The organism is Vibrio sp. TRT 1302 (assembly GCF_050113875.1).
GTDB lineage: Bacteria > Pseudomonadota > Gammaproteobacteria > Enterobacterales > Vibrionaceae > Vibrio.
On record NZ_JBNJOF010000021.1, the window covers coordinates 42,182 to 65,214 of the forward strand.

At 46.5% G+C, this 23,033-nt stretch carries 23 protein-coding genes; 17 read left to right on the forward strand and 6 right to left on the reverse strand.

The genetic code is table 11. From position 1 onward, the window contains the following. Positions 1-4: 4 nt before the first annotated feature. The 7 genes from fliM to flhB are packed head-to-tail and all read left to right on the forward strand — an operon-like array spanning position 5 to position 4,976. The gene (gene fliM, locus ACQEXP_RS18100) at positions 5-1,054 is read left to right on the forward strand and encodes a flagellar motor switch protein FliM (protein WP_269377860.1); all 1,050 of its coding nucleotides are present in this window, start codon (positions 5-7) and stop codon (positions 1,052-1,054) included. 21 nt (positions 1,055-1,075) lie between these two features. Beyond that, the gene (gene fliN, locus ACQEXP_RS18105) at positions 1,076-1,486 is read left to right on the forward strand and encodes a flagellar motor switch protein FliN (protein WP_138973750.1); all 411 of its coding nucleotides are present in this window, start codon (positions 1,076-1,078) and stop codon (positions 1,484-1,486) included. 13 nt (positions 1,487-1,499) lie between these two features. Beyond that, the gene (gene fliO, locus ACQEXP_RS18110) at positions 1,500-1,904 is read left to right on the forward strand and encodes a flagellar biosynthetic protein FliO (RefSeq protein WP_138973751.1); all 405 of its coding nucleotides are present in this window, start codon (positions 1,500-1,502) and stop codon (positions 1,902-1,904) included. Further along, positions 1,888-2,763, forward strand: a complete 876-nt coding sequence (fliP, locus tag ACQEXP_RS18115) for a flagellar type III secretion system pore protein FliP (protein ID WP_426971139.1) — start codon at positions 1,888-1,890, stop codon at positions 2,761-2,763. Before fliO ends, fliP begins: the two co-directional genes overlap by 17 nt. Positions 2,764-2,776: 13 nt before the next feature. Beyond that, positions 2,777-3,046: a flagellar biosynthesis protein FliQ gene (gene fliQ, locus ACQEXP_RS18120; RefSeq protein WP_138973753.1), complete on the forward strand. Its 270-nt coding sequence runs from the start codon at positions 2,777-2,779 to the stop codon at positions 3,044-3,046. Between the two features lie 8 nt (positions 3,047-3,054). Beyond that, positions 3,055-3,837: a flagellar biosynthetic protein FliR gene (gene fliR / locus ACQEXP_RS18125; protein ID WP_269377858.1), complete on the forward strand. Its 783-nt coding sequence runs from the start codon at positions 3,055-3,057 to the stop codon at positions 3,835-3,837. A gap of 8 nt (positions 3,838-3,845) precedes the next feature. Beyond that, positions 3,846-4,976, forward strand: a complete 1,131-nt coding sequence (gene flhB, locus ACQEXP_RS18130) for a flagellar biosynthesis protein FlhB (protein ID WP_426971140.1) — start codon at positions 3,846-3,848, stop codon at positions 4,974-4,976. 17 nt (positions 4,977-4,993) lie between these two features. Here flhB and smrB read toward each other — a convergent pair whose 3' ends face one another. Then, entirely contained in the window at positions 4,994-5,524 is a 531-nt protein-coding gene (smrB, locus tag ACQEXP_RS18135; protein ID WP_269377856.1) for an endonuclease SmrB, read from the reverse strand. A gap of 63 nt (positions 5,525-5,587) precedes the next feature. On the opposite strand from smrB, the gene prmB reads away from it, so the two are divergent. Together prmB and aroC are read left to right on the forward strand one after the other, a co-directional pair. Continuing rightward, a complete protein-coding gene (prmB, locus tag ACQEXP_RS18140; RefSeq protein WP_426971141.1) occupies positions 5,588-6,520 on the forward strand; it encodes a 50S ribosomal protein L3 N(5)-glutamine methyltransferase in 933 nt (310 codons plus the stop codon). 189 nt (positions 6,521-6,709) lie between these two features. Continuing rightward, positions 6,710-7,795 (forward strand): chorismate synthase, encoded by a 1,086-nt coding sequence (gene aroC / locus ACQEXP_RS18145; RefSeq protein ID WP_269377855.1) that lies wholly within the window; start codon positions 6,710-6,712, stop codon positions 7,793-7,795. A gap of 42 nt (positions 7,796-7,837) precedes the next feature. On the opposite strand, the gene ACQEXP_RS18150 is transcribed toward aroC, so the two are convergent. Continuing rightward, positions 7,838-8,062, reverse strand: a complete 225-nt coding sequence (locus ACQEXP_RS18150; RefSeq protein WP_269377854.1) for a hypothetical protein — start codon at positions 8,060-8,062, stop codon at positions 7,838-7,840. 156 nt (positions 8,063-8,218) lie between these two features. Between ACQEXP_RS18150 and ACQEXP_RS18155 the strand changes: the two genes are divergently transcribed. Beyond that, positions 8,219-9,031 carry an EAL domain-containing protein gene (locus ACQEXP_RS18155; RefSeq protein ID WP_426971142.1) on the forward strand — a complete coding sequence of 271 codons (813 nt, stop codon included), beginning with the start codon at positions 8,219-8,221 and terminating at the stop codon, positions 9,029-9,031. Here the strand turns inward: ACQEXP_RS18155 and ACQEXP_RS18160 are convergent, their stop codons facing one another. Beyond that, positions 9,032-9,655, reverse strand: coding sequence for a trimeric intracellular cation channel family protein (locus ACQEXP_RS18160; RefSeq protein WP_269377853.1), 624 nt, complete (start codon positions 9,653-9,655; stop codon positions 9,032-9,034). Between the two features lie 220 nt (positions 9,656-9,875). Between ACQEXP_RS18160 and ACQEXP_RS18165 the strand changes: the two genes are divergently transcribed. After that, on the forward strand, positions 9,876-10,406 hold the full coding sequence (locus tag ACQEXP_RS18165) for an elongation factor P hydroxylase (RefSeq protein ID WP_426971143.1): 531 nt from the start codon (positions 9,876-9,878) through the stop codon (positions 10,404-10,406). 7 nt (positions 10,407-10,413) lie between these two features. On the opposite strand, the gene ACQEXP_RS18170 is transcribed toward ACQEXP_RS18165, so the two are convergent. Next, complete coding sequence (locus ACQEXP_RS18170; protein WP_426971144.1) at positions 10,414-10,914, reverse strand: hypothetical protein; 501 nt, start codon at positions 10,912-10,914, stop codon at positions 10,414-10,416. A gap of 13 nt (positions 10,915-10,927) precedes the next feature. Next, a complete protein-coding gene (locus tag ACQEXP_RS18175) occupies positions 10,928-13,150 on the reverse strand; it encodes an LruC domain-containing protein (protein WP_426971145.1) in 2,223 nt (740 codons plus the stop codon). Positions 13,151-13,305: 155 nt separating this feature from the next. Between ACQEXP_RS18175 and ACQEXP_RS18180 the strand changes: the two genes are divergently transcribed. After that, complete coding sequence (locus tag ACQEXP_RS18180) at positions 13,306-13,569, forward strand: YfcL family protein (RefSeq protein ID WP_138973761.1); 264 nt, start codon at positions 13,306-13,308, stop codon at positions 13,567-13,569. Between the two features lie 135 nt (positions 13,570-13,704). Then, positions 13,705-14,229 (forward strand): NADPH-dependent FMN reductase, encoded by a 525-nt coding sequence (locus ACQEXP_RS18185; RefSeq protein ID WP_269377849.1) that lies wholly within the window; start codon positions 13,705-13,707, stop codon positions 14,227-14,229. A gap of 66 nt (positions 14,230-14,295) precedes the next feature. On the opposite strand, the gene mnmC is transcribed toward ACQEXP_RS18185, so the two are convergent. Further along, the gene (mnmC, locus tag ACQEXP_RS18190) at positions 14,296-16,314 is read right to left on the reverse strand and encodes a bifunctional tRNA (5-methylaminomethyl-2-thiouridine)(34)-methyltransferase MnmD/FAD-dependent 5-carboxymethylaminomethyl-2-thiouridine(34) oxidoreductase MnmC (RefSeq protein ID WP_426971146.1); all 2,019 of its coding nucleotides are present in this window, start codon (positions 16,312-16,314) and stop codon (positions 14,296-14,298) included. Between the two features lie 129 nt (positions 16,315-16,443). Between mnmC and fabB the strand changes: the two genes are divergently transcribed. From fabB to ACQEXP_RS18210, 4 genes are all read left to right on the forward strand, one after another. Continuing rightward, positions 16,444-17,655, forward strand: coding sequence for a beta-ketoacyl-ACP synthase I (gene fabB / locus ACQEXP_RS18195; protein ID WP_426971147.1), 1,212 nt, complete (start codon positions 16,444-16,446; stop codon positions 17,653-17,655). A 264-nt stretch (positions 17,656-17,919) separates the two neighbouring features. Beyond that, the gene (locus ACQEXP_RS18200; RefSeq protein WP_426971148.1) at positions 17,920-19,053 is read left to right on the forward strand and encodes a 4-phosphoerythronate dehydrogenase; all 1,134 of its coding nucleotides are present in this window, start codon (positions 17,920-17,922) and stop codon (positions 19,051-19,053) included. Continuing rightward, positions 19,050-20,063, forward strand: a complete 1,014-nt coding sequence (locus ACQEXP_RS18205; protein WP_138973766.1) for an aspartate-semialdehyde dehydrogenase — start codon at positions 19,050-19,052, stop codon at positions 20,061-20,063. The genes ACQEXP_RS18200 and ACQEXP_RS18205 overlap by 4 nt, the downstream gene beginning before the upstream one ends. Positions 20,064-20,263: 200 nt before the next feature. Further along, positions 20,264-23,033, forward strand: a 2,770-nt coding sequence (locus ACQEXP_RS18210; protein ID WP_426971149.1) for a FimV/HubP family polar landmark protein, incomplete at its 3' end; no start/stop codon positions are given.

The window sequence follows — 23,033 nt, forward strand, 5'->3', positions numbered from 1 at the left end:
ATGCGTGACTGATCTATTAAGCCAAGACGAAATTGATGCCCTGCTCCACGGAGTCGATGACGTTGATGATATAGAAGACGAATCGCCCGAGTCGGATGCCAGTGCTGTAGACTTCGACTTCTCCTCGCAAGACCGCATTGTTCGTGGTCGTATGCCAACGCTCGAATTGATCAATGAGCGTTTTGCCCGCCATTTGCGGATTAGCCTGTTTAACATGCTAAGGAAGACGGCAGAAGTCTCTATCAACGGCGTTCAGATGATGAAGTTTGGTGAGTACCAAAATACGCTGTATGTGCCGACCAGTCTTAATATGGTGCGCTTTAGACCGTTAAAAGGTACGGCGCTGATTACCATGGAAGCACGTCTAGTCTTCATTCTAGTAGAAAACTTTTTTGGTGGTGATGGCCGCTTCCATGCCCGTATCGAAGGCCGGGAGTTTACACCGACCGAGCGTCGAATTGTGCAGCTATTGCTGAAGATCGTTTTTGAAGATTACAAAGAAGCTTGGTCTCCAGTCATGGGGGTCGAGTTTGAGTACCTCGATTCGGAAGTGAACCCGAGTATGGCTAACATTGTTAGCCCGACAGAGGTGATCGTCGTCAGTTCATTCCATATTGAGGTTGACGGTGGTGGCGGTGACTTCCACGTGGTTATGCCGTATTCGATGGTTGAGCCAATTCGTGAGTTGCTCGATGCCGGTGTTCAGTCTGACAAAATGGAAACAGACGTTCGTTGGAGCACGGCTCTTCGTGAGGAAATCATGGATGTGCCAGTCAACTTCCGTGTCGATTTACTAGAGCAAGATATCTCATTGCGTGACTTGATGGAGCTACAACCGGGTGACATCATCCCGATCAATATGCCAGAACACGCTGTGATGTTTGTTGAAGAACTGCCAACATTCCGAGTGAAAATGGGGCGCTCAGGTGAGAAATTAGCAGTTCAGGTATCAGAGAAAATTAAACGCCCTGATGTGGTTAAAACGGATATCGCCTTCCTCGGAAAAGATGTTATTTCTGAGTTAGAAGAAGACGATGGCGAAATCGAAGATTAAGAGAATAAATAGGTAACAGGTATGGAACCGAGTGACGACCAAAAACTGGCGGACGAATGGGCTGCGGCATTAGGTGAAGATCCGAATGCGCCAGATATTGATGTAGATGAAGTGATGTCTGCTCAGCTTGATGAGCTAAAGGACACTTCTTCGCCAATCTCAGACGATGAGCGTCGCAAGCTGGATACGATCTTAGATATACCAGTGACGATTTCCATGGAAGTGGGTCGCTCTCAAATCAGTATTCGTAACTTACTCCAGTTAAACCAAGGTTCAGTTGTTGAGCTAGAGCGCTTGGCCGGTGAGTCATTAGATGTATTGGTGAACGGTACTCTAATTGCGCACGGTGAAGTGGTTGTGGTTAACGATAAGTTTGGTATTCGTTTGACCGACGTAATCAGTCAGACAGAGCGTATCAAGAAACTGCGATAATGTTAGGTAACGTATGACTTTCAAAGTTAGAGAGTACTTACTTTACTCTCTCAGTGTACTTTCTCCTTCCGCACTGGCTGCCGCTCCAGGCAGCCAACTAGACTGGGCGACCACTTTTGGGTCGCTCGTGTTCGTTGTGGCCTTTATTTTGTTGCTAGCTTGGCTATTAAAACGCATGCGAGTCCCCGCGTTGATCAATCAGAAAGGTCTAAGCGTTGTGCGCCAAATTGCGGTTGGGCATCGAGAAAGGATTGTGATTGTTCAAGCGGGTGAAGAGCAGTTTTTAGTGGGGGTGACGCCTCAATCGATTCAACTTATCTCAAAGCTGGATAAACCTTTGTCTCAGGAGGAGATGGCTAACGGTCCGTTTGCAAGTCAACTGACTCAGCTGTTGAAGAAGAATGATAAAAACAACTAATTTGGCGACCATTGTTCTGACGTTTGTACTGACCCTTTTTTCTGGGTTAGCGTTAGCGCAGCAAGAGATAGATACCCCGGTTCCTGCCAATATTGCTCCGAGTGACTCGGTGACTGTAACGGCAATGGAAAAAGAGCAGGGCGCGTCTAAAACCATCTCAACCGGCAGTTTTACGGGCGGTGGCGGCGGAATTCCAGCCTTTACCATGACCACCAATGCGGATGGCAGCGAAGACTACTCAATCAACTTGCAAATCTTAGCGTTGATGACCATGCTCGGCTTCCTGCCAGCCATGGTTATTTTGATGACGTCGTTCACGCGTATTGTCGTGGTGATGTCTATTTTGCGTCAGGCCATGGGTTTGCAACAGACCCCATCCAACCAAGTGATCATAGGTATCGCCATCTTCCTAACCTTTTTCATCATGTCTCCAGTATTGAGCAAGATTAATGATGATGCGATTCAGCCTTACATCAATGAGCAGATAACCGCGCGACAAGCGTTTGACTTGGCTCAAACGCCAATGAAAGACTTTATGCTCAAGCAGACTCGGGTAAAGGACTTAGAAACCTTTGTTAATATTTCTGGTTCGACAGCGACAGCGCCGGAAGATGTGTCAATGGCGGTATTAATTCCAGCTTTCATCACCTCTGAGCTCAAAACTGCATTCCAAATTGGTTTTATGCTGTTTTTACCATTCTTAATCATTGACCTTGTGGTGGCTTCGGTTCTCATGGCAATGGGTATGATGATGCTATCGCCAATGATTGTCTCGTTACCTTTTAAATTGATGCTGTTCGTGTTGGTCGACGGCTGGAACCTGATATTGTCGACGTTAGCCGGCAGTTTCGCTTTGTGACGGGAGGAAAACAATGACTCCTGAAATGTTTGTGGAGCTGTTTCGTGAATCGCTATGGATGGTTCTCATCATGGTGTGTGCGATCATTATTCCCAGTCTACTGATTGGTTTAGTGGTCGCTATCTTTCAAGCCGCAACGTCGATTAACGAACAAACACTGAGCTTCTTGCCACGTTTGATTGTGACACTACTCGCTTTGATGCTGTTTGCTCACTGGATGACGCAGATGCTGATGGAGTTTTTCTTTAGCATGATCGAGCGTTTGCCTCAGGTTCTCTACTAGGTCTGACTATGGAGTATCCGACTAGCCTAGTTTTAGATTGGATCGCCAATTACTTTTGGCCCTATACCCGCATTGCTGCCATGCTGATGGTGATGTCGGTGACGGGAGCGCGATTTGTGTCTACTCGGGTACGTCTCTATCTAGGTTTAGCGATCACTTTTGCTGTGATGCCCGCTATCCCCGCGGTACCAGACAATATTGAACTCGTCTCTTTTGCGGGTTTTATGACCTTGCTCGAACAGATCATTATCGGTGTCGCGATGGGGACTGTGACCCAATTTATGATTCAAACCTTTGTTATTCTTGGTCAGATCCTAGGTATGCAGTCGAGTTTGGGTTTTGCCTCAATGGTTGACCCAGCAAACGGTCAAAACACCCCGTTGCTTGGTCAATTGTTTATGTTCCTTGCAACCATGTTTTTCCTCGCGACCGATGGTCATCTTAAAATGATCATGCTGGTGGTGATGAGTTTCAAATCGATCCCAATTGGAACGGGCTCATTAACGACGGTGGATTTTAGAGAACTGGCGTTATGGCTTGGCATCATGTTTAAAGTTGCGCTGAGTATGTCATTGTCTGGAATTATTGCGTTGCTAACGATCAACTTATCCTTCGGCGTAATGACACGTGCCGCCCCGCAGTTGAATATTTTCTCACTCGGCTTCGCCTTTGCTTTGATGGTGGGTTTATTGCTTTGTTGGTACATCATCGCCGGACTCTACAACCACTATGAGCTATTCTGGTTGCAAGGTGAACAGCAGATCTGTTCCTTTATCAGGCTGAATTGTTAGGAGGCTGAATGGCAGAGTCAGACGGTCAAGAACGCACAGAAGACGCCACGCCCAGACGCTTGCAACAGGCTCGAGAAAAAGGGCAGGTTGCAAGGTCTAAAGAGTTGGCGTCGGTTTCAGTACTGGTAATTGGTTCAGTTGCACTGATGTGGTTTGGAGAGAGCTTAGCTCGCGCTCTATTTACTGCAATGGGGCGATTGTTTACTTTGTCACGTGAAGAGATATTTGATCAGGTTAAGCTGTTCGATATTGCGCTCGGATCATTGTCGAATCTGATTCTTCCCCTTCTGTTGATCCTGATAACACTATTTGTGGCTGCGCTGGCTGGAGCCGCAGGGGTCGGTGGCATCAACTTTTCAGTTGAAGCGGCGATGCCCAAGTGGTCGAAGATGAATCCACTGAGTGGTCTCAAACGCATGGTCGGCCTACAAAGCTGGGTAGAACTGATTAAGTCTATTCTCAAAGTGGCTTTAGTGTCTGGGATGGCCTTTTATCTTATTAACGCCGCCAAAGAAGATTTGTTCCAACTCAGTATGGATGTTTACCCACAGAACATCTTTCACGCGCTAGATATCCTGCTTAATTTCATATTGCTGATTAGCTGTACCTTGCTGCTTGTGGTAGCGATAGATATCCCATTCCAGATTTGGCAACACGCCAACCAACTTAAAATGACCAAGCAAGAGGTTAAAGACGAGTACAAGGAAACAGAGGGTAAGCCGGAAGTGAAAGGCCGTATTCGTATGCTCCAGCGTGAAGCAGCCCAACGTCGTATGATGGCCGAAGTGCCTCAGGCCGATGTTATCGTCACCAACCCCGAGCATTTCTCTGTGGCATTGCGATATAAACAAGATAGTGACCGAGCGCCAATCGTTGTCGCGAAAGGTACGGATCACATGGCACTCAAGATTCGTGAAGTGGCACGTGAACACGATATCTACGTGATTCCAGCGCCGCCTCTTGCGCGTGCTCTATACCATTCAACCGAATTAGAGCAGGAAATACCGGATGGCTTGTTTACTGCGGTGGCACAAATTCTTGCCTACGTATTCCAATTAAAACAGTATCGAAAACGCGGTGGACAAAGGCCAAACCTTAAAACCTCCGAGCTACCTATTCCTCCAGAACTGAGAAAGTAGCCGGTTAGAACAACGGACTACTTTTCGGGTATAGAGAGGAGTACCAACAGAGCGCCATCTCCACCGAACTCGAGTGGAGCTTGATGGAAAGCCATCACATCTGGGTGCTGAGCAAGCCACAGTGGTGCTTTTTGTTTGAGTATGTGTTTACCGATGCCGTGTTGAACACACGCACAGGAAATTTCGTTCTTTATACAGTAGGCGATCATAGCCCCCAGTTCGCGTTTGGCTTCCTGTTGATTCATTCCGTGCATATCGAGAAAAACGTCAGGGACATAAACACCTCGACGTAGTCTTTTTACTTCATACTGTGACACGTCATCTCGAGCATAACGCGTTGGTCCTTCTTCATTCAAAAGTGGAACAAACTCGTCAGAGAAATAGAACTCAGCATCGCTCGCTTCTCTAGAAGTTCGCTTAATTTCTTTTTGCTTAGTATTTTTTTTTGGCTGCTGGACTATGGTATCCTGTGACAACTTTTTTACGCCTTGTACTGCATCCCTAAAAAGGGCGAAGTCATCATCCATATCGGTGTCTTTTTTGCTCATGGGATTAATCATTAATACTTTAAAATGTAATGAGCAGTATTGTAGCGCTTTTCGGAGGCAATTTTGGATAAGATTTTTGTAGAAGAAGCGGTGTCAGAACTTCATACGCTTCAAGATATGATTCGTTGGACCGTCAGTCGTTTCAACGCCGCAAACCTATTTTATGGTCACGGTACTGACAACGCATGGGATGAAGCGGTACAGCTAATCCTGCCAACATTGTACCTGCCAATCGATGTGCCTCCGCATGTATTGAACTCGCGCCTGACCACCAGTGAGCGTATGCGTATCGTTGAGCGCGTGGTTAAGCGTATCAATGAGCGTACTCCTACAGCCTACCTAACTAACCGTGCTTGGTTCTGTGGCTTAGAGTTTTTCGTTGATGAACGTGTACTCGTACCTCGTTCGCCAATCGGTGAGTTGATTCAGGCTGAATTCCAACCTTGGTTGATCGAAGAACCGACACGTATCATGGATCTTTGTACGGGTAGCGGCTGTATCGCCATCGCCTGTGCACATGCGTTCCCTGAAGCGGAAGTTGATGCAATCGACATCTCTACTGACGCACTACAAGTTGCTGAGCTTAACGTTCAGGATCATGGTATGGAGCAGCAAGTTTTCCCAATCCGTTCAGATCTGTTCCGTGATCTACCAAAAGAGAAGTACAACCTGATTGTCTCCAACCCACCGTACGTTGACCAAGAAGACATGAATAGTCTGCCAGAAGAGTTTACCCATGAGCCGGAGTTAGGCCTAGCTGCGGGTACTGATGGGCTTAAAATTGTTCGCCGTATCCTAGCGAATGCGCCAGATTACTTAACGGACAACGGTATTCTTATTTGTGAAGTGGGTAACTCTATGGTTCACATGATGGAACAGTACCCACATATTCCATTTACTTGGATTGAGTTCGAGAACGGTGGTCACGGGGTATTCATGCTAACTCGCGAACAGATGCTAGCCGTCAAAGATGAGTTCTCAATCTACCGAGATTAATGCTTAAAATTTAAGCAAAACTTCAATAGCGCCAAGTGGTTTGATCTTTGAGTCACGACTTGGCGTTTTTTTATGCGCGTAAAATGGCCTTTAGGGGTTTACATCAAACCGCAATAAGGCGACTATGAAATAACTAATAATTGAAGTGTAAAGCTCTGTATACAAGGGCGAAACAAATTTGAGGAAGTAATGGCAGGAAACAGTATCGGACAACATTTTCGAGTGACAACATTCGGAGAAAGTCATGGTATCGCACTAGGATGTATTGTCGACGGATGCCCTCCGGGTCTTGAAATCACCGAAGCAGATATTCAAATCGATTTGGACCGCCGTCGACCAGGCACTTCTCGTTATACCACCGCTCGTCGTGAACCAGACGAGGTGAAAATTTTGTCTGGCGTATTTGAAGGTCAAACCACAGGGACTTCTATCGGTCTTTTGATCGAAAATACCGACCAGCGTTCGAAAGATTATTCGGAAATCAAAGATAAGTTCCGCCCAGGGCACGCTGACTACACTTACCATCAAAAATATGGTGTTCGTGATTATCGTGGTGGTGGCCGTTCATCTGCCCGTGAAACCGCGATGCGTGTTGCGGCGGGATCAATCGCTAAGAAATACCTGAAACAAGAATTTGGGGTAGAGATCCGTGCTTATCTATCGCAAATGGGCGATGTGGCGATTGATAAAGTGGATTGGGATGAAATAGAAAACAATCCATTTTTCTGTCCTGATGTTGATAAAGTTGAAGCTTTTGATCAACTGATCCGTGACCTAAAGAAACAAGGCGATTCAATCGGTGCAAAACTGCAAGTAGTCGCAACAAATGTTCCTGTTGGTCTGGGTGAACCTGTATTCGACCGCCTAGATGCGGACATTGCGCATGCACTTATGAGTATTAACGCGGTGAAAGGTGTAGAGATTGGTGATGGCTTTGATGTTGTTCGTCAAAAAGGCAGCCAGCACCGAGATGAACTGACACCAAGTGGCTTTGCGAGTAACCACGCTGGCGGTATCTTAGGTGGCATCTCAACAGGGCAAGATATTGTAGCCAACATTGCTCTCAAGCCAACCTCAAGTATTACTGTGCCTGGTGAAACTATCACTAAGCAAGGTGAACCGACTCAGTTAATTACTAAAGGTCGCCACGATCCATGTGTTGGTATTCGTGCTGTACCGATTGCAGAAGCGATGCTGGCGATTGTTGTACTCGACCATTTGTTGCGCCATAGAGGCCAAAACCACGGCGTGACGACAGAGACGCCGCAGATATAAGCTCTGATTGATAAAAGCCCCGACACGCGAGTCGGGGTTTTTTTATGCCATGAGGAAATGGTAAAAATCGAGCTGGTTACCGTTGTGTCTATCGAGTAGCAGGACACGAATATTGCGTTTAGTGGCGGCATCAATGGCGAGTGCGGCAAGGTCAGTAATCTCAGATTGGCAGTGGCTTTCGAGCTTAACGGTTTGGCCTTGATGCTGGACGGTGATGATTTCTAGCTTTGGGCAGACAAAAGCATAGCGTGGCTGTGTTTGACTCATAAATCTCATTATTAGTGTTATTTTTGTCAATTCCATCATCTCTTGCTTATCAGTACAAAGTTTTGTTGGTAAGCGCATGTAATTATTGAGCTTACATATGCTTACCTTTGCGGCAAAGGGAATCTGCTATAGTGCCGCGACACAAGGAGGTATGCAGTGGAATTAGAGTCGATTTATTCTGCACAGATGGATTCCATTCAGAATTTGGTTCGCTATCAAGCACATGGTTTTGTTTATGGCGTCTATCAGGACAAGACTTTTTACAGTGTATTCCAGCCGATCGTAGATCGTTTTGGTTCTGTCTTAGCGTTTGAAGGATTAGTGCGGATTCATGACCAACAAGGGCGTGTCATCAATCCTGGTGATTACTTTTCTGCGATGATCCCCGGTGATGAAGCGAGCGTCATGACGACGTTGTTGTGTGGTAAGTTACACTCCATCAACCTTGCCCATACCCGTTATCGTCATAGCAAACTGTTTATCAACGTTTCACCTTCTGTGTTTTCGCTGCTCGCTAATCAGCGCCAATCCATTGAACATCTAATGTATCGCCTACGCTGTTTGCGCTTAGTAAGTTCGCAAATCATTTATGAGATTACTGAGTTTGAAGAGTCGGACCTCGCCGGTATTTTGCAAGGCAAAGCCTATTTGGAGCACTACGGTATCAAGACGGCATTAGATGACTATGGGGCATGTTATTCTACTCGTGAGAGAGCAATAAAAATCCGACCAACGTATCTGAAAATTGATCGAAGTTATGTCAGTGATGAAGATTTTGTTGAGCAGGCGGTCGCAGTGGCAAAACAGATTGGTGCGTACACTATCGCTGAAGGGATCGAGACTCGAGAGCAGTTTGAGATGTGTTGTGGTGTTGGTGTGGACTATTTTCAGGGTTATTGGATAGCAAAACCGATGACAAGCCAAAGGTTAGAACAGTATCAACCTTTGGCTATCGAGTCTCTGGCGTGATCAGTGCAATGAGCCTTCAGCTTCAAGGTTGAATGAAGGTAAGCGCCATTTGAAACGCACCGCAGCCATACGAAGTACATAACCAACAACGAGAGTTGAAATGGTCGCAGTCACATCATCAATGCCAAGCTCTAAAAGTCCTAAATACAAACCAGAAGCAACGAGAGCCACAGATGCGTACAGTTCCTCATGCAATACAAGTGGTGTTTGACGACAGATTAGGTCACGCAGTAGGCCACCAAACACGCCAGTGACGAGTGCTGATACCATACAAATCAAGGCATGATGCCCCATACCCATTGCCACTTTGGTACCAATGATACTAAAAACGATCAGTCCTAGCGCATCCAATCGAATGAACAGGCCTTTAAGTTTAATGACCCACTTAGCTAGCCCTGTTGTCAGTACGCCAGCGATACAAGTGATCGCAAGAAACTCGGGATTCTTTACCCAGCCTAGTGGGTAATGACCGAGAAGAATATCGCGCACCGTGCCGCCACCTATGGCCGTAGCACTTGCAACCAGCATGACTCCAAACCAATCCATTTTTCGACGACCCGCACTTAGTGCTCCCGTCATCGCTTCCGCTGTGATACCAATAATATATAAAACACTGAGCAGCATAATGAATTCTCAAGAAGTGGCCGTAAATGCTCGGCAATGAAGATAAAATTTAAGGCGTGAGTGTAGTGGGAAATGTGATCTATGACGAATGAGTTTTTATGAATACGAAAACGTTTTTCAGATTACTATTTCTAATATCAATACATTAAGTAGGGTTTTGCATTTTTCAGCAAAAATGAGAGAATGCAGACCGCGATAGTACCAGCCCGTTAATTTAGCTATGACCCACGAGTATCAAGACTTAATCAATATCTTTAACACGACTTTTTTTCACTCATACAACACCAAGTTGGAGTTAGGGGGAGATGAGCCAATTTACCTTCCTGCTGACGATGACTACCCCTATCATCGCATTATTTTTGCTCGTGGTTTCTATGCGTCAGGAATGCATGAGATTGCCCATTGGTGTGTGGCTGGGCCAGAGCGTCGCTTAGTGGAAGATTTTGGTTATTGGTACGAGCCTGACGGGCGCACTCAAGCCGTGCAAGCTGAATTTGAGAAAGTAGAAATCCGCCCGCAAGCATACGAATGGATTTTATCCGTCAGTGCAGGCTTTCCGTTCACGGTCAGTTGTGACAATCTCAATGGTAGCTTTGAACCGGATCGTCTGGCGTTTATGGCCAAAGTTCACGCTGAGGTGATGTCAATTCTTCAGGTGGGATTACCGCTCAGAGTTCAAATGTTGTCTGATGCGCTACGTGAATTCTACAGTATCGCGGAACTCACGCCTGCGCAGTTTGAAGTTAAGTAGCCTAACGCTACTGAATAAGCCAAGTATTCTCTTTCTGGCCGCTGTAGTCGAATGTGTAGACGAGTGGGGTCTGATCTGGCTCCATCACCCAAATTACGGCAATCAGTGAGTCGCAATGATTGACTACCCTTAAATCGAATTCTGCCAGCCCTGCAGTTAACGATGATTTGACCAAACAGCTCTCGTAGTCGACGAGGTCAGAATCACCCTGAGCGGAGCTATTGTCGCATATCGATATATAGGCTTGCTTGTCAGCCAGTTGGTTCAGAATGACATCGACATCAACGCTATAGACAGATTCGAGACTGTTGTCATAACTGATGTTTAAGTTTTCAAGGGTTTGTATTTGGACAGAAGCCGCCGCTGTTGTCGGGGTTGATGTAGCGCCGCTTGAACCTGTGCTCCCTGATCCACCTTCATCGCCACCGCCTCCGCCCCCACAACCTGTTAAAAGAGTCAAGCTAGCGAGAGTAGAGCCGATAAACTGTGTTACTGATTTGATGTTCATTGTCTTATCCTCGCTAGTCGACGTAAATTTTGTTGTTGTTAGCTTCCACATACCAATCGGCTTCAGTTAACCCTTGTGGATCTTGGGCGAAGTCCCCGAATCTTGGATAGGCGTCGAGTATGGTGATCTGTTCCAACGGGTGCTGCCAGTTGAGCGGGATTTCAATCGCCCATGGTAGACCATTGCTGGTGTGATAATGGGTATTACCACTGGAGGCATCCTCGCCGAGAGCAAGATAACGGGTATCGAATTTTGCCGTAGGCGGGTTGTTTTTAAGATGGATTTCGAGTCCACGTCCGGGATAGCCCCCTGTCAGTTGATAACCAATATCTCCATAGTAATGACCTGGCGCGGCAAAGATGAAAGGGTCATATGGAAACTCGGGCATGACGCTTGTTGCTGGTGCATTGGCAAAGGAGAACTGTAAGCTCCAACTTGGGCGATATGCGGTGCCACAGTTCACCTGTGTACGGAACATGGTGCAGTTTTCTGCTTCACCCGCCTCGGTGATGTCCCACAAGTCTTGCTGGATGATAAATACGGCATCAGTTGTGCCTAGTTCCAGTACCTCTGAGGATTGGGTTTGACCATTCACAGTCAGAACAACAGAATCAGACTTGATGTCTTCCCTTGCAATGTTAGGTAAGCGAATGGCAAAACCAGAGTGATTATCTCCACCAAGAGCCGCAATTTGACCCTCAATTTTGACTCGAATTACCTGACTATTGAGATGATATTCCGTGTATTTTACATTCATCAAAACATCATTCATGTCATAGTCACCTTGAAGTGGGTACTGATCTTCATAGGCAAATGTGGTGTAGCTTCCACCTAGTGGGTAGTTCTCGGTCGATACGCCACTTTCGGTAATGTCGATAGGATAATCCTCAACCTCTCCCTGTGGCACACCACCGCTTGGTCCAATCCCTGAAGTGTTGCTGATACGGAATCTTGCCCAACTCTCACCACTGACCGCCCAAGTAGGTACAGTGAAAAATACTGACTGTGTTCCATCACTCACCGAGAGATCAGTGATGATGATTTCCTCACTATCGAAGGTGCCGTCGCGGTCAAAGTCCATCCAAGCATTGAGCACGCTTTCCGAAGTGGCACCATTAACTGTGATTTGGACCATAGAAGTATTTCCAACTTGAATTGGCACTGGGAACTCGACACCGTCGTCATCGTCAATATTGTCGGAAGTATCATCGCTATAAGGCGGTGGATTACCTTCGGTTTCACCATCGACAATTGCTCCAAGTCGCAAGCTAGAAGTGTCTTCTAAAGCTCCTATGCCGTGTCGCGCACCAGACTGAGCATAGGTCGTCTGATAGCTGTCTGGTGCGTCGCCAAAGTCGGTCAACTCTGCGGCTTCGACAGGCGCTGACGCACATCGAGCCCCATCATTCGAATTACTTGATGGACCGTAAGCCGTCAGGATCGCACTAGGCTGCCAAGACGAGTAGTCTGACGTCCCAGGTGTATGAGGATTGTCTAGGGCGACTTTGAAAATATAGCCATTGCTGTTGTTGCTGGCGTAGAGGTATCCATCCACATCAAAGTAAATTGCACCGAAGGTAAAGTTGAAACCAAGTTGAGCTTCATTGAGCACCTGATTCTTACGCGTGGCAGTACCTTGTGTAACATCTACGACCCAGAGATAACCGTCGGCGTCTAGGCTATAGGCAAGGTTATTGTTGGCGTCTGGGTGAAAGGCGAAGTCATGAATGTTGGGTTTAGAAAATTGAGAAGGCGGCGCGACTAGCGTCATCTCTAGCGTGTCTAGGTCGACTTTATACAACCCGTCGTTTGGGCGGTAACCATACCAAGCGTTTTCGTTGAGTGACACGTCGCCGACATAGAAACGATCGGGTGTACCCGCAGGCATGATAAGCTCAAGTCGCGTTTTATCGAAGTTGGCGTCGATGCGAGCAAGCGTTCCGAGTTCGCCATTAACACCATAGTCCCAGCCATAAATGAATCGGTCATGTTCACTAAAACCTAGCCCATTTAGCTTGGCTAAACCCAGAGTCGAGGGCATGACGCGATAACTGCCTAAATCGATGTTAACCCCAAATGCGACGGGAGTTCCTGTGGGGTTTTGGATAAGGAATGCCTCAGTGGGACATTCACCAAAGCTGACGTCTCCAGCATGGCTGGATGGCGCGTAATAAATGCTGTAGCTGCAACATGCAAAGAGTAGTAGGAAGCGCTGATTTATACGTTTTAATTTCATTGTCATTCCCTATTTTGGCTGAGCGATATAAGGGAAATTGCATTGTCCATGCCACACTATCAGGCCTTGCTGTATATAGGGTTTGCGTTGAAATTCTCAATGTGAGAAGCTTGGCGCTCTTTTTGAGAAGCAAACTGATTAGGCGACATCGCAAAATGATTATTGAATTTGAAGAGCAGCTACTTGAGCTAATAGATGCACGTATTTCGACGGCGTCAGATGATGAACTTTTTGCTGGTGGTTATCTGCGTGGTCATATTTCGCTTTCTGCCGCTTCGTGCGAAGAAGATGGCATTAATGATGTGGAAACATTAAAGAGTCGTATTCAGGAAAGTTTGGATGCAGCACGCTCGGAGCTGACTCCGGCGGACCGTATTATCGTCAATGATTTGTGGTTAGAGTTGGTTAACAACGCTTAACCAACGGCGGCATCAATCTATCGCTTAAGAGGTTGTTCGAATTTTTCGAACAACCTCTTTGTATTTTTGCGCTTGTTGCGTGATTGGCTGCTCGATATTCTAGTGCTCATACCGAGACACAACAGGATAGCAGTTATGAGAATCGTAGCATTTGGTGCATCAAACAGTTCAACATCAATCAACAAAGCGTTAGCAACCTATGCCGCTCAACAAGTGGAAGGTGCGCAAGTACAAGTCTTAGACATCAACAATTATTCAGTTCCGATGTTTAGTGAAGACAAAGAAAAAGAAATTGGACAAGCCGAAGGCGCAAGAGAGTTTCTTGCTGATCTTGCTGAAGCGGATGCCATTGTTGTCTCTTACGCTGAACATAATGGCTACTACCCAGCGGCATACAAAAACCTATTTGATTGGGCGACTCGCATTGATCGCAGTGTGTTCCAAAACAAGCCTGTTGTTTACTTGGCAACATCTCCTGGCCCTGGTGGAGCACAAACGGTTCTTGCTGCCGCTACTGCTTCCGCACCTTACTTTGGTGCTGATGTTAAGGCGTCGGTATCCGTCCCAAGTTTCTATGATAACTTTGACTTTGAAACAGCGGCGATTACCAACCAAGAAATTGCAGATGAAATCAAAGCCGCGGTTGCTAAGCTAGCCTAACTAAGCTCAGTGACTACCGATAAAAAACGCAGTGTAAGAGACTGCGTTTTTTTGTTTTGAGACCAATTACAGTTCCGTAATGGCTTTCCCTTTTCTTAATTTGCGAACCCACATTCGACTAGGGTGCAAGCTTTCCAAAACATCCACAGGTAGAGGCAGCGGATCACCACAGATCTGAGAGGCGAGCGTTTCCGCTAACAGCGGCGCTGAACTTAGCCCTCGAGAGCCTAAACCTAGCAGGCAGAACAAGTTTGGATATTGTGGTACTTGTTCAGCACTATCAATCGTTGCTTCTTGAAGGTTTTGATAGCGAGCTTTGATCGTCTCAAACTGACCAAGGTTGCCAACAAATGGCAGATGGTCTCGGCTTACACAGCGTATGCCCTGACGCGATTTATTCGATGACGTATCAACTTGGAGTGGCCAAGATTGGTTTGGTACGCATTTGCGCAGTTTGTCACCATTGTCTTGCTGCGCCACAGGATCAAACTCATTGTCGAGATGAGAGCGGTCATAGCTTGCGCCAATGCAGTGATGAAGGTTATTCGGGTTAACGGGGGTCATGTAGCCGTCATAGCACAATACGGTCTTGAGTTTCTCAAGCGTCTCTGTTGTTGGAATGTGACTGACTTGACCTTTGACCTTCCCTAATGGGACGTGCGCAGCTTGAGTAAATTGGTCAAACAGATGTCCGTTGGCAATGACTACGGTATCGTGTTGGAATGACGCGTTATGACTTACCAAAGTCCAGCTCTGGGAATCTTCCTGCCAGTCTAGCTGCTCAATTTTGCAGTTGAAGTAAGACGCAAATAAAGGGTTTTCCGCGAGCTTATCCAGTAACCCTTTGGTTAGCTGAGCAGGGCTTAACCAACCACCAAGCGGATAGTGAACGCTTTCCATATCGAGAGGAAGGCCAACAACGTCATTGGTCTGTTGAGTATCGAGTTTATGAATCAGATGATGATCAAAGTTACCTTCAAGCATTTTGTTAAGTTTAACGCTGGTTGTTTGATCCCACATTAGCTGCGTCACACCACACCATTGGTGGTCAAACTCTATCTGCTGCGCAGCTTGTTCAACAAATTGACGGGCAAACAAGAATGCTGGCGCAAATACTCGGGACACGCCTTCGTGAGTACCATTCAGTAAAGGATAGACTGCACCTTGTCGATTTCCTGAAGCGCCTTCAGCAGGCGCACTATCTTGACAGTAGAGCGTGACTTTTTTTCCACGGCGGATAAGGGTAGTGGCAAGCGTGGCACTAGCGATACCTCCACCAATAATAGCGATGGATTCACCACCGAGACTTGGTTGACGAGCAAACCAAGGCGCCATGTTCGTGTGTGGCAGCTTCTCTAAAAGTGCGCCCGCGATCATCTCTCGTTTGGTGCCAAAGCCTTTGACTTTCTTCATTGCGAAGCCCGCTTCAATGAGACCTCGACGTACAAAACCCGCAGCCGTGAACGTAGCGCAAGTACAATCACGTTTCGCTAATTTTGCCATTCCGTTAAATAAGTCTTGGTTCCACATTTCTGGGTTTTTGCTTGGTGCGAACCCATCTAAGAACCAAGCGTCGACTAGACCTTGATCAGAAACCGGCACTTTTGGCATGCAATCTTTAATGTCACCAAACCACAAATCAAGCGTAATGGCGCCATCTTCTAGTACGATTCGATGGCACTCTGGTACCGCGATAGGGTAGTGTTCTTGCAGTTTTTCCGCATACTCTGCCAGTTCAGGCCACGATTGGTGAGCCTTGATGAGATCATTTTTACTCAACGGATATTTTTCAAAGCTCACGAAATGCAGCTCTTTTAATGGCGAAGTTGGATTTTGTTGCCTAAATTGAGCAAACCATTGCCAAACGGCTAAGAAATTAAGTCCAGTTCCGAAGCCAGTCTCTGCGATGACAAATCTGCGCTGGTCACATGCTTGCCATCTTTGTGGCAGATGATTCTGGTGTAAGAACACGTAGCGAGTCTCTTCTAGTCCATTGACGTTGGAGAAATAGACATCATCAAACTGGTCGGAAACAGGGGTTCCAGCTTCGTTCCAGCCTAGTTGGGCATTAGTAATCGAGGTCATAGTGTCGGAAATAATGTGAATAAAGACGATAATATGATTGCAATTGTACGGTTTTAAAGGAAAGCTGACCACTTTTCCCCGCTATCTTAGTTATTATCAGGCGGATTTTTGAATTATAGGAATGTCATAATGAAACGAGTCGTAATCACCGGTATGGGTATTGTTTCAAGTATCGGTAACAACGTCGAAGAAGTTTTAGCGTCTCTTAAAGCAGGTAAATCTGGTATTACTGCCTCTGAGCAGTTTAAAGAACACGGCCTACGTTCTCAGGTTTGGGGTGACTTAAAGATTAACCCAGCAGAACACATTGACCGTAAACAGATGCGCTTTATGGGTGATGCGGCTGCTTATGCATACCTATCAATGCAGCAAGCAATTGAAGATGCAGGTTTAACCGACGAACAGGTATCTAACGACCGTACTGGTATTGTTGCAGGTTCTGGTGGTGCATCGGCACTAAACCAAACTGTCGCAACTGACACTATGCGTGAAAAAGGCGTTAAACGTGTTGGTCCATACATGGTACCTCGTACTATGTCTTCAACCGTATCTGCGTGTTTGGCAACACCATTTAAAATCCGTGGCGTGAACTACTCAATGAGTTCTGCGTGTGCGACGTCAGCACACTGTATTGGTCATGCGATGGAACTTATCCAACTAGGTAAACAAGACATCGTTTTTGCTGGTGGTGGTGAAGAACTAGATTGGTCTCAAACTATGATGTTTGATGCGATGGGTGCACTATCAACTAAGTACAACGAGACTCCAGACCAAGCTTCTCGTACTTACGATGCTGACCGTGACGGTTTTGTTATCTCTGGCGGCGGCGGCATGATGGTGATCGAAGAGCTCGAACACGCTTTAGCACGCGGCGCGAAAATCTACGGTGAAATCGTAGGCTATGGCGCGACGTCAGACGGTTATGACATGGTTGCTCCTTCTGGTGAAGGCGCAGTGCGTTGTATGAAGATGGCGATGCAAGATGTGGATGTTATTGACTACGTCAACACACACGGCACATCAACACCAGTTGGTGACGTTAAAGAACTGGGTGCAATCCAAGAGCTATTCGGTAACAACAGCCCAGCCATTTCTGCAACCAAAGCAATGACAGGTCACGCACTAGGTGCTGCTGGTGTGCACGAAGCAATTTACTCAACGCTAATGCTGAACAACGATTTCATCGCTCCAAGCATTAACATTGCTAACTTAGATGAAGCGGCTAAGGGCCTAGATATCGTGACTGAGAAGCGTGATGTCGAGCTAACGACCGTGATGTCAAACAGTTTTGGCTTTGGTGGTACGAACGCAACATTAGTGATCAAGAAGTACCAAGGCTAACTGAATTTGCTGGGCAGATGATGCTTCGCAATCCAGTTTCCAGAGCTGGCTAATCTTTATTCGTAAAGGTTAACCTAACAGACGCAGACTTTAGCCCATGGAGAGCGGGTTAAGATCCTTTTGTTCTGGACTATTGCCCGGCTATTTAGCCGGGCATTTTTCTCTTTACCCTTTATCGTTATCTGAGTGCATTATTACCTCGACACTGAGGAGCCTTTTCTGCACAATCAATCCCATTGCAATTCAACTCCACTCTACAGACAGATGAAAATCCTTATTGATGAAAATATGCCTTATGCAGAGCAGCTTTTTAGCCAGCTTGGCGAAGTGGTTCTAAAATCTGGTCGTACACTAACCGAAGATGACCTTGTCGATGTCGACGCCTTGATGATTCGTTCTGTTACTAAGGTCAACGAAAAACTGCTATCAAAAGCGAACAAACTCAAATTTGTCGGGACGGCAACCGCGGGGATGGACCATGTTGATCAGGATTTACTTCGAGAGCGTGGAATATTTTTCACAGCGGCACCGGGTTGTAACAAAGTAGGGGTCGCAGAGTACGCGTTCAGTGTCATGATGGTACTGGCTCAACAACACGGTTTTTCTGTTTTTGATAAAACGGTTGGAATCATTGGTGCTGGGCAGGTTGGCAGTTACTTGCAACAATGTTTGGAAGGTGTAGGAATCAAGGTATTGATTAACGATCCACCTAAGCAAGAAGCGGGGGATTCGCGTCAGTTTACACCTCTTGAGGCGCTGTTGAGTCAAGCTGATATCATTACTCTCCACACGCCGATTACTCGGGACGGTCAGCATCCTACTCATCATTTGATCGATGAAGAAGTACTCAATACGTTACGCGGTGACCAAATTTTAATCAATGCGGCTCGTGGTCCAGTGGTTGACAATTCGGCTCTAAAAGCACGTTTACAGCGCAACGATGGTTTTATTGCAGCGTTAGATGTCTTCGAATTTGAGCCAGAGGTTGATATGGAGCTTCTGCCTCTGCTAGCATTCGCAACCCCTCATGTCGCTGGGTATGGCCTAGAGGGCAAAGCTCGCGGAACAACGATGATTTTCAATAGCTACTGCGAGTTCTTAGATAACGAATTACGTGCGCACGCCAGTGACTTGCTGCCAACTGCTCCTGTACCTAAGCTGGTATTGGATCGTGATTGGGATGAAGCCACGCTGCATAACATCACTCAGCTCGTCTATGATGTGCGTAAAGATGACGCCTTATTCCGTCGTGAAATCAGTCAGCCAGGTTCATTCGACCTGATGCGTAAGAACTACTGGGATCGTCGAGAATACAGTGCCGTCACATTAGTCGGTGATGACAGTTGTCGTTTATCACCACTAGAAAAATTAGGTTTTCAGGTTGAGGTAAGTCAATGAGCCAACAATATAACGTTGCCGTATTAGGTGCGACCGGCGCGGTCGGTGAAACTATTTTAGAAGTGCTACAAGAGCGCAAGTTTCCAGTCGGTGAGCTATATCTGCTAGCCAGTGAACGCAGTGAAGGAAAGACTTACCGTTTTAACGGTAAAACCGTACGTGTGCAAAACGTCGAAGAATTTGACTGGTCACAAGCTCATATCGCTTTGTTCTCTGCTGGTGGTGAACTGTCGGCAAAATGGGCTCCGATTGCAGCGGACGAAGGCGTAATTGTCATCGATAATACGTCACAGTTCCGTTATGAGTACGATATCCCACTTGTTGTGCCTGAAGTGAACCCTGAAGCCATTGCAGAGTTTCGTAACCGCAATATTATCGCAAACCCAAATTGCTCAACGATTCAAATGCTGGTGGCTCTGAAGCCGATTCACGATGCGGTTGGTATTGAGCGTATTAACGTATCGACTTATCAGTCAGTTTCTGGCGCGGGTAAAGCAGGCATTGATGAACTCGCTGGTCAAACGGCAAAACTGCTTAACGGTATGCCAGCTGAGAACAGTGAATTCTCACAGCAAATCGCATTCAACTGTATCCCACAGATTGATCAGTTCATGGAAAATGGTTACACCCGTGAAGAGATGAAGATGGTGTGGGAAACCCAGAAAATCTTCAATGACCCAGCGATTACCGTGAACCCTACTTGTGTTCGTGTACCTGTCTTTTACGGTCACGCGGAAGCCATTCACGTTGAAACTTGTGCGCCAATTGATGCTCAAGAGGTGATTAACCTATTGGAACAAACGGAAGGCGTAGAAGTATTCCAAGGTGAAGATTTCCCGACTCAAGTTCGCGACGCAGGTGGTAAAGACCATGTCATGGTTGGCCGTATCCGTAACGACATTAGCCACCATAGCGGTGTAAACCTATGGGTTGTTGCTGACAACGTTAGAAAAGGTGCAGCGACCAATGCTGTTCAGATTGCTGAAGTATTGATTCGCGATTACTACTAATCTCGAAATTAGATTGTTATTGAAGCCTCACTTTCAAGTGGGGCTTTTTTAATCGAATCGAGAAAATTTGTGTGAGATTAATGCGAATATGGCGTTGGACACACATTTTTTACCTCTATACCTATAGTTTTGGTGGGTTTATCCGATATATTTAACAGATCATTGTATTTTATTTAATTGAGCACATAGCTGAGCCTTATATGCGTCGACTACTACAGCGTCTATTATTGCCATTAGCAATAGTTGCCGTGACTCAAACATTGCCAGTAAGCGCGGAGAGCATTCGCCTTAAAGGGCCTAACGGCGAGATTCAGTCATCTCCCCAGTTCTCAGAGCCTCTTTCACGTAATTCACGCGCTACAACCGAGCCTTCTCGTTTTTATGGCCCCACTTCTGAGCAGGAAACACTTTGGAGTATTGCTACGCAGTTGCGTCCTTCTCCGTCGGTGACTGTGCAACAAACGCTATACGCCATTTTTCAATTAAACCCTCAAGCGTTTGACAACCAGAATATTCATGAGCTTATTCCAAGCAGTACCATTCGTATCCCATCTTTAGAACAGGTTCGCGCTGTAAGCACGCAAGAAGCCGTTAATGTCATGGCTTCTCATCAAGCACGTTTGGGCAAAAACGTTGCCCCAGTCACCGCTGAGAAGGCGAAACCTACGGTGACAGCTCGTCCTCCTGTGACAGAAACGACCACTGAGCCATCAGCGACGAAGCCTGACCAGACAGAAACCGGCAGTGAACTAAAAGTTATCGCAGAGCAAGAAAAGCAAAAACAGGTCAGTTCTCTAGAAAACCAGCTTGAAAGCTCAGAAACTGAACTACTTGCACTGGAAGAAAAAAATCACAAATTGCGCCTGATGCTTGCTGAAGTTCAGTCAGAAGTCGATGTACTAAAAGATGAACTAGGTGACGAAAACCGTATTCGCAATGAAGTAGAGAAGCTACTTGAAGCGGAGCGTCAACGCGTGGCTGAAGAGCAGAAAATGGCGCCTTCAGCGATGGACCAGTTATTCTCTAATACTTGGCTGGTTGCGGCGTTAGCGATCATTCCAGGTTTATTAATTGGTTTGTTTGTGGTGATGCTATTTGGACGTCGTAAGAAAGAAGACGCTCAACAAACCTTAGCTGAACAGCAACCAGTTCAGCCTGTGGCACCGATTGTCCCAGAAACCCTTAACGATGATATTGATGATGATTTGTTGCTTGATGACGATCTCTTCGGTGACTCGGATAGCGAGCAGCTGTTTGGTGACGACAGTGACATTGATGGCAAACAGGCTGATGAAGACAACGTATTTGCTGACTTAGATGACAGCGACCTCGATTTCAACTTAGAAGGCGAGGATGGAGATGATCCATTTGCCGGAATTGGTGATGATGGTGATCTTGACGAGTCGTTAGCTGATGTAGACTTGAGCTCAAATGGCATCAGCGTGAATGGCGATGAAAAAGCGCTTGGTCTCGAAGAGATGGAACGTGCGTTAGATGAAGTCATTATTGATGACCCAGACGATGATGAAGGGTTTGACTTATCCGACGATGGTGAATTCTCACAAGACGAGTTTGACTCTTTGCTGGCCGAAGATGGTGATAGCGAAGATCTCGGCTCAACGGAACTGGATCAATCTCTTCTTGATGACCTATTTAGCGAGGTACAGGGCGAGAGCAGCGATGATCTCGATTTCGATAGCTTACTTGACGAAGGTGACGAATCGTTCGACTTAAGTGATGAATCGAGCAAAGACCTGAATGAGCCAAATTTCGCGTCTGATGATGAAATTGATGACATATTTGCTCAGATGGAAGCGCAGGCAGATTTAGAGGCGCTAGAAGCAAATTCCATTGATGAGACAGCACTTCTTGATGAGTTGTTAGAAGAGGAAAGTGTTGAAATAAGCTCGGAAAGCACAGATCTGCTCGATGAGCTTGTTGAAGATAGCCTGAATGAAGCACCGCAATCGAGCACCCAATCAGATGTATTTGATGAACTGATTGGCGTTGATGAAGAGTTTACGCAAAACAGCACGGATTTACTGGATGACATTGTCGATGGTGCTGAGGGTGACGATGAGTTTGACCTAGATGCTGAGCTTGATGAACTGATTGGCGGAGGCCAAGAAACGGAAGAGGTGAATCTTTCACAAAGCACCGAACTGATTGAGGAGCTTGTCGAATCAGATTCATCGACGACTGAAGACGAACTGGGTGACGACGCGACTGACCTGTTCGAGCAACTACTTGAAATTGAGAGCACCGAGGTTGAGGCGCAATCAGACGTTCTGCCAGAAGAGACTGCTGTAGAACCACAAGTTGAAAAAGCCTTCTCTAGCGATGATTTTATTGATGACATGATTAATTCTGCTCCTGAAGCAGATCCGTTACTTGATGAATTAGACCTAGATGACTTGCAAGAACCTGAGCTTGTGGATGATGTCGCTATTGACACTGAACAGCAGACATCTGAGCCTGAAGAGCCAGAGCCAGAGCCAGAGCCAGAGCCAGAGCCAGAGCCAGAGCCAGAGCCAGAGCCAGAGGATGAAGATGATTGGTTAACGTCAGCCATTGAGGAAGTCGAAAACCCACAATTTGATATCGACGAGCTTGAAGATGAAGCGCTGGAATCAGAACTGGATCCTGTTAGTGAATCTGCAGTGACTGACGCGGCGGAAGCGACGTCTGGTGAACAAGACGTTGATGAAGAAGACGATTGGCTGACGTCTGCGATTGACGAAGTTGAAGGTCGTGTGCCAGAAGAAGAGACTGTCAGCGTTGAGCAACAACCTAGGGTTGAACTCGATGCGTTTGAGTCTGAAGCAGGATCAGAACAGCCGGAAATTGAGCAAGAAGATGTACTTGCGCAGCAGGAGCTTAACGAAACACTAAAAGAGACTCCAGAGACTCCAGAGACTCCAGAGACTCCAGAGACTCCAGAGACTCCAGAGACTCCAGAGACTCCAGAGA

Excerpts from the sequence above, each read along its gene's own strand:
- fliN (WP_138973750.1), top strand. The coding sequence starts at position 1,076 with ATGGAACCGAGTGACGACCAAAAACTGGCGGACGAATGGGCTGCGGCA.
- fliO (WP_138973751.1), top strand. The coding sequence starts at position 1,500 with ATGACTTTCAAAGTTAGAGAGTACTTACTTTACTCTCTCAGTGTACTT.
- fliP (WP_426971139.1), top strand. The coding sequence starts at position 1,888 with ATGATAAAAACAACTAATTTGGCGACCATTGTTCTGACGTTTGTACTG.
- fliQ (WP_138973753.1), top strand. The coding sequence starts at position 2,777 with ATGACTCCTGAAATGTTTGTGGAGCTGTTTCGTGAATCGCTATGGATG.
- fliR (WP_269377858.1), top strand. The coding sequence starts at position 3,055 with ATGGAGTATCCGACTAGCCTAGTTTTAGATTGGATCGCCAATTACTTT.
- flhB (WP_426971140.1), top strand. The coding sequence starts at position 3,846 with ATGGCAGAGTCAGACGGTCAAGAACGCACAGAAGACGCCACGCCCAGA.
- smrB (WP_269377856.1), bottom strand. The coding sequence starts at position 5,524 with ATGAGCAAAAAAGACACCGATATGGATGATGACTTCGCCCTTTTTAGG.
- aroC (WP_269377855.1), top strand. The coding sequence starts at position 6,710 with ATGGCAGGAAACAGTATCGGACAACATTTTCGAGTGACAACATTCGGA.
- ACQEXP_RS18150 (WP_269377854.1), bottom strand. The coding sequence starts at position 8,062 with ATGAGTCAAACACAGCCACGCTATGCTTTTGTCTGCCCAAAGCTAGAA.
- ACQEXP_RS18160 (WP_269377853.1), bottom strand. The coding sequence starts at position 9,655 with ATGCTGCTCAGTGTTTTATATATTATTGGTATCACAGCGGAAGCGATG.
- ACQEXP_RS18165 (WP_426971143.1), top strand. The coding sequence starts at position 9,876 with ATGACCCACGAGTATCAAGACTTAATCAATATCTTTAACACGACTTTT.
- ACQEXP_RS18170 (WP_426971144.1), bottom strand. The coding sequence starts at position 10,914 with ATGAACATCAAATCAGTAACACAGTTTATCGGCTCTACTCTCGCTAGC.
- ACQEXP_RS18175 (WP_426971145.1), bottom strand. The coding sequence starts at position 13,150 with ATGAAATTAAAACGTATAAATCAGCGCTTCCTACTACTCTTTGCATGT.
- ACQEXP_RS18180 (WP_138973761.1), top strand. The coding sequence starts at position 13,306 with ATGATTATTGAATTTGAAGAGCAGCTACTTGAGCTAATAGATGCACGT.
- ACQEXP_RS18185 (WP_269377849.1), top strand. The coding sequence starts at position 13,705 with ATGAGAATCGTAGCATTTGGTGCATCAAACAGTTCAACATCAATCAAC.
- mnmC (WP_426971146.1), bottom strand. The coding sequence starts at position 16,314 with ATGACCTCGATTACTAATGCCCAACTAGGCTGGAACGAAGCTGGAACC.
- fabB (WP_426971147.1), top strand. The coding sequence starts at position 16,444 with ATGAAACGAGTCGTAATCACCGGTATGGGTATTGTTTCAAGTATCGGT.
- ACQEXP_RS18200 (WP_426971148.1), top strand. The coding sequence starts at position 17,920 with ATGAAAATCCTTATTGATGAAAATATGCCTTATGCAGAGCAGCTTTTT.
- ACQEXP_RS18205 (WP_138973766.1), top strand. The coding sequence starts at position 19,050 with ATGAGCCAACAATATAACGTTGCCGTATTAGGTGCGACCGGCGCGGTC.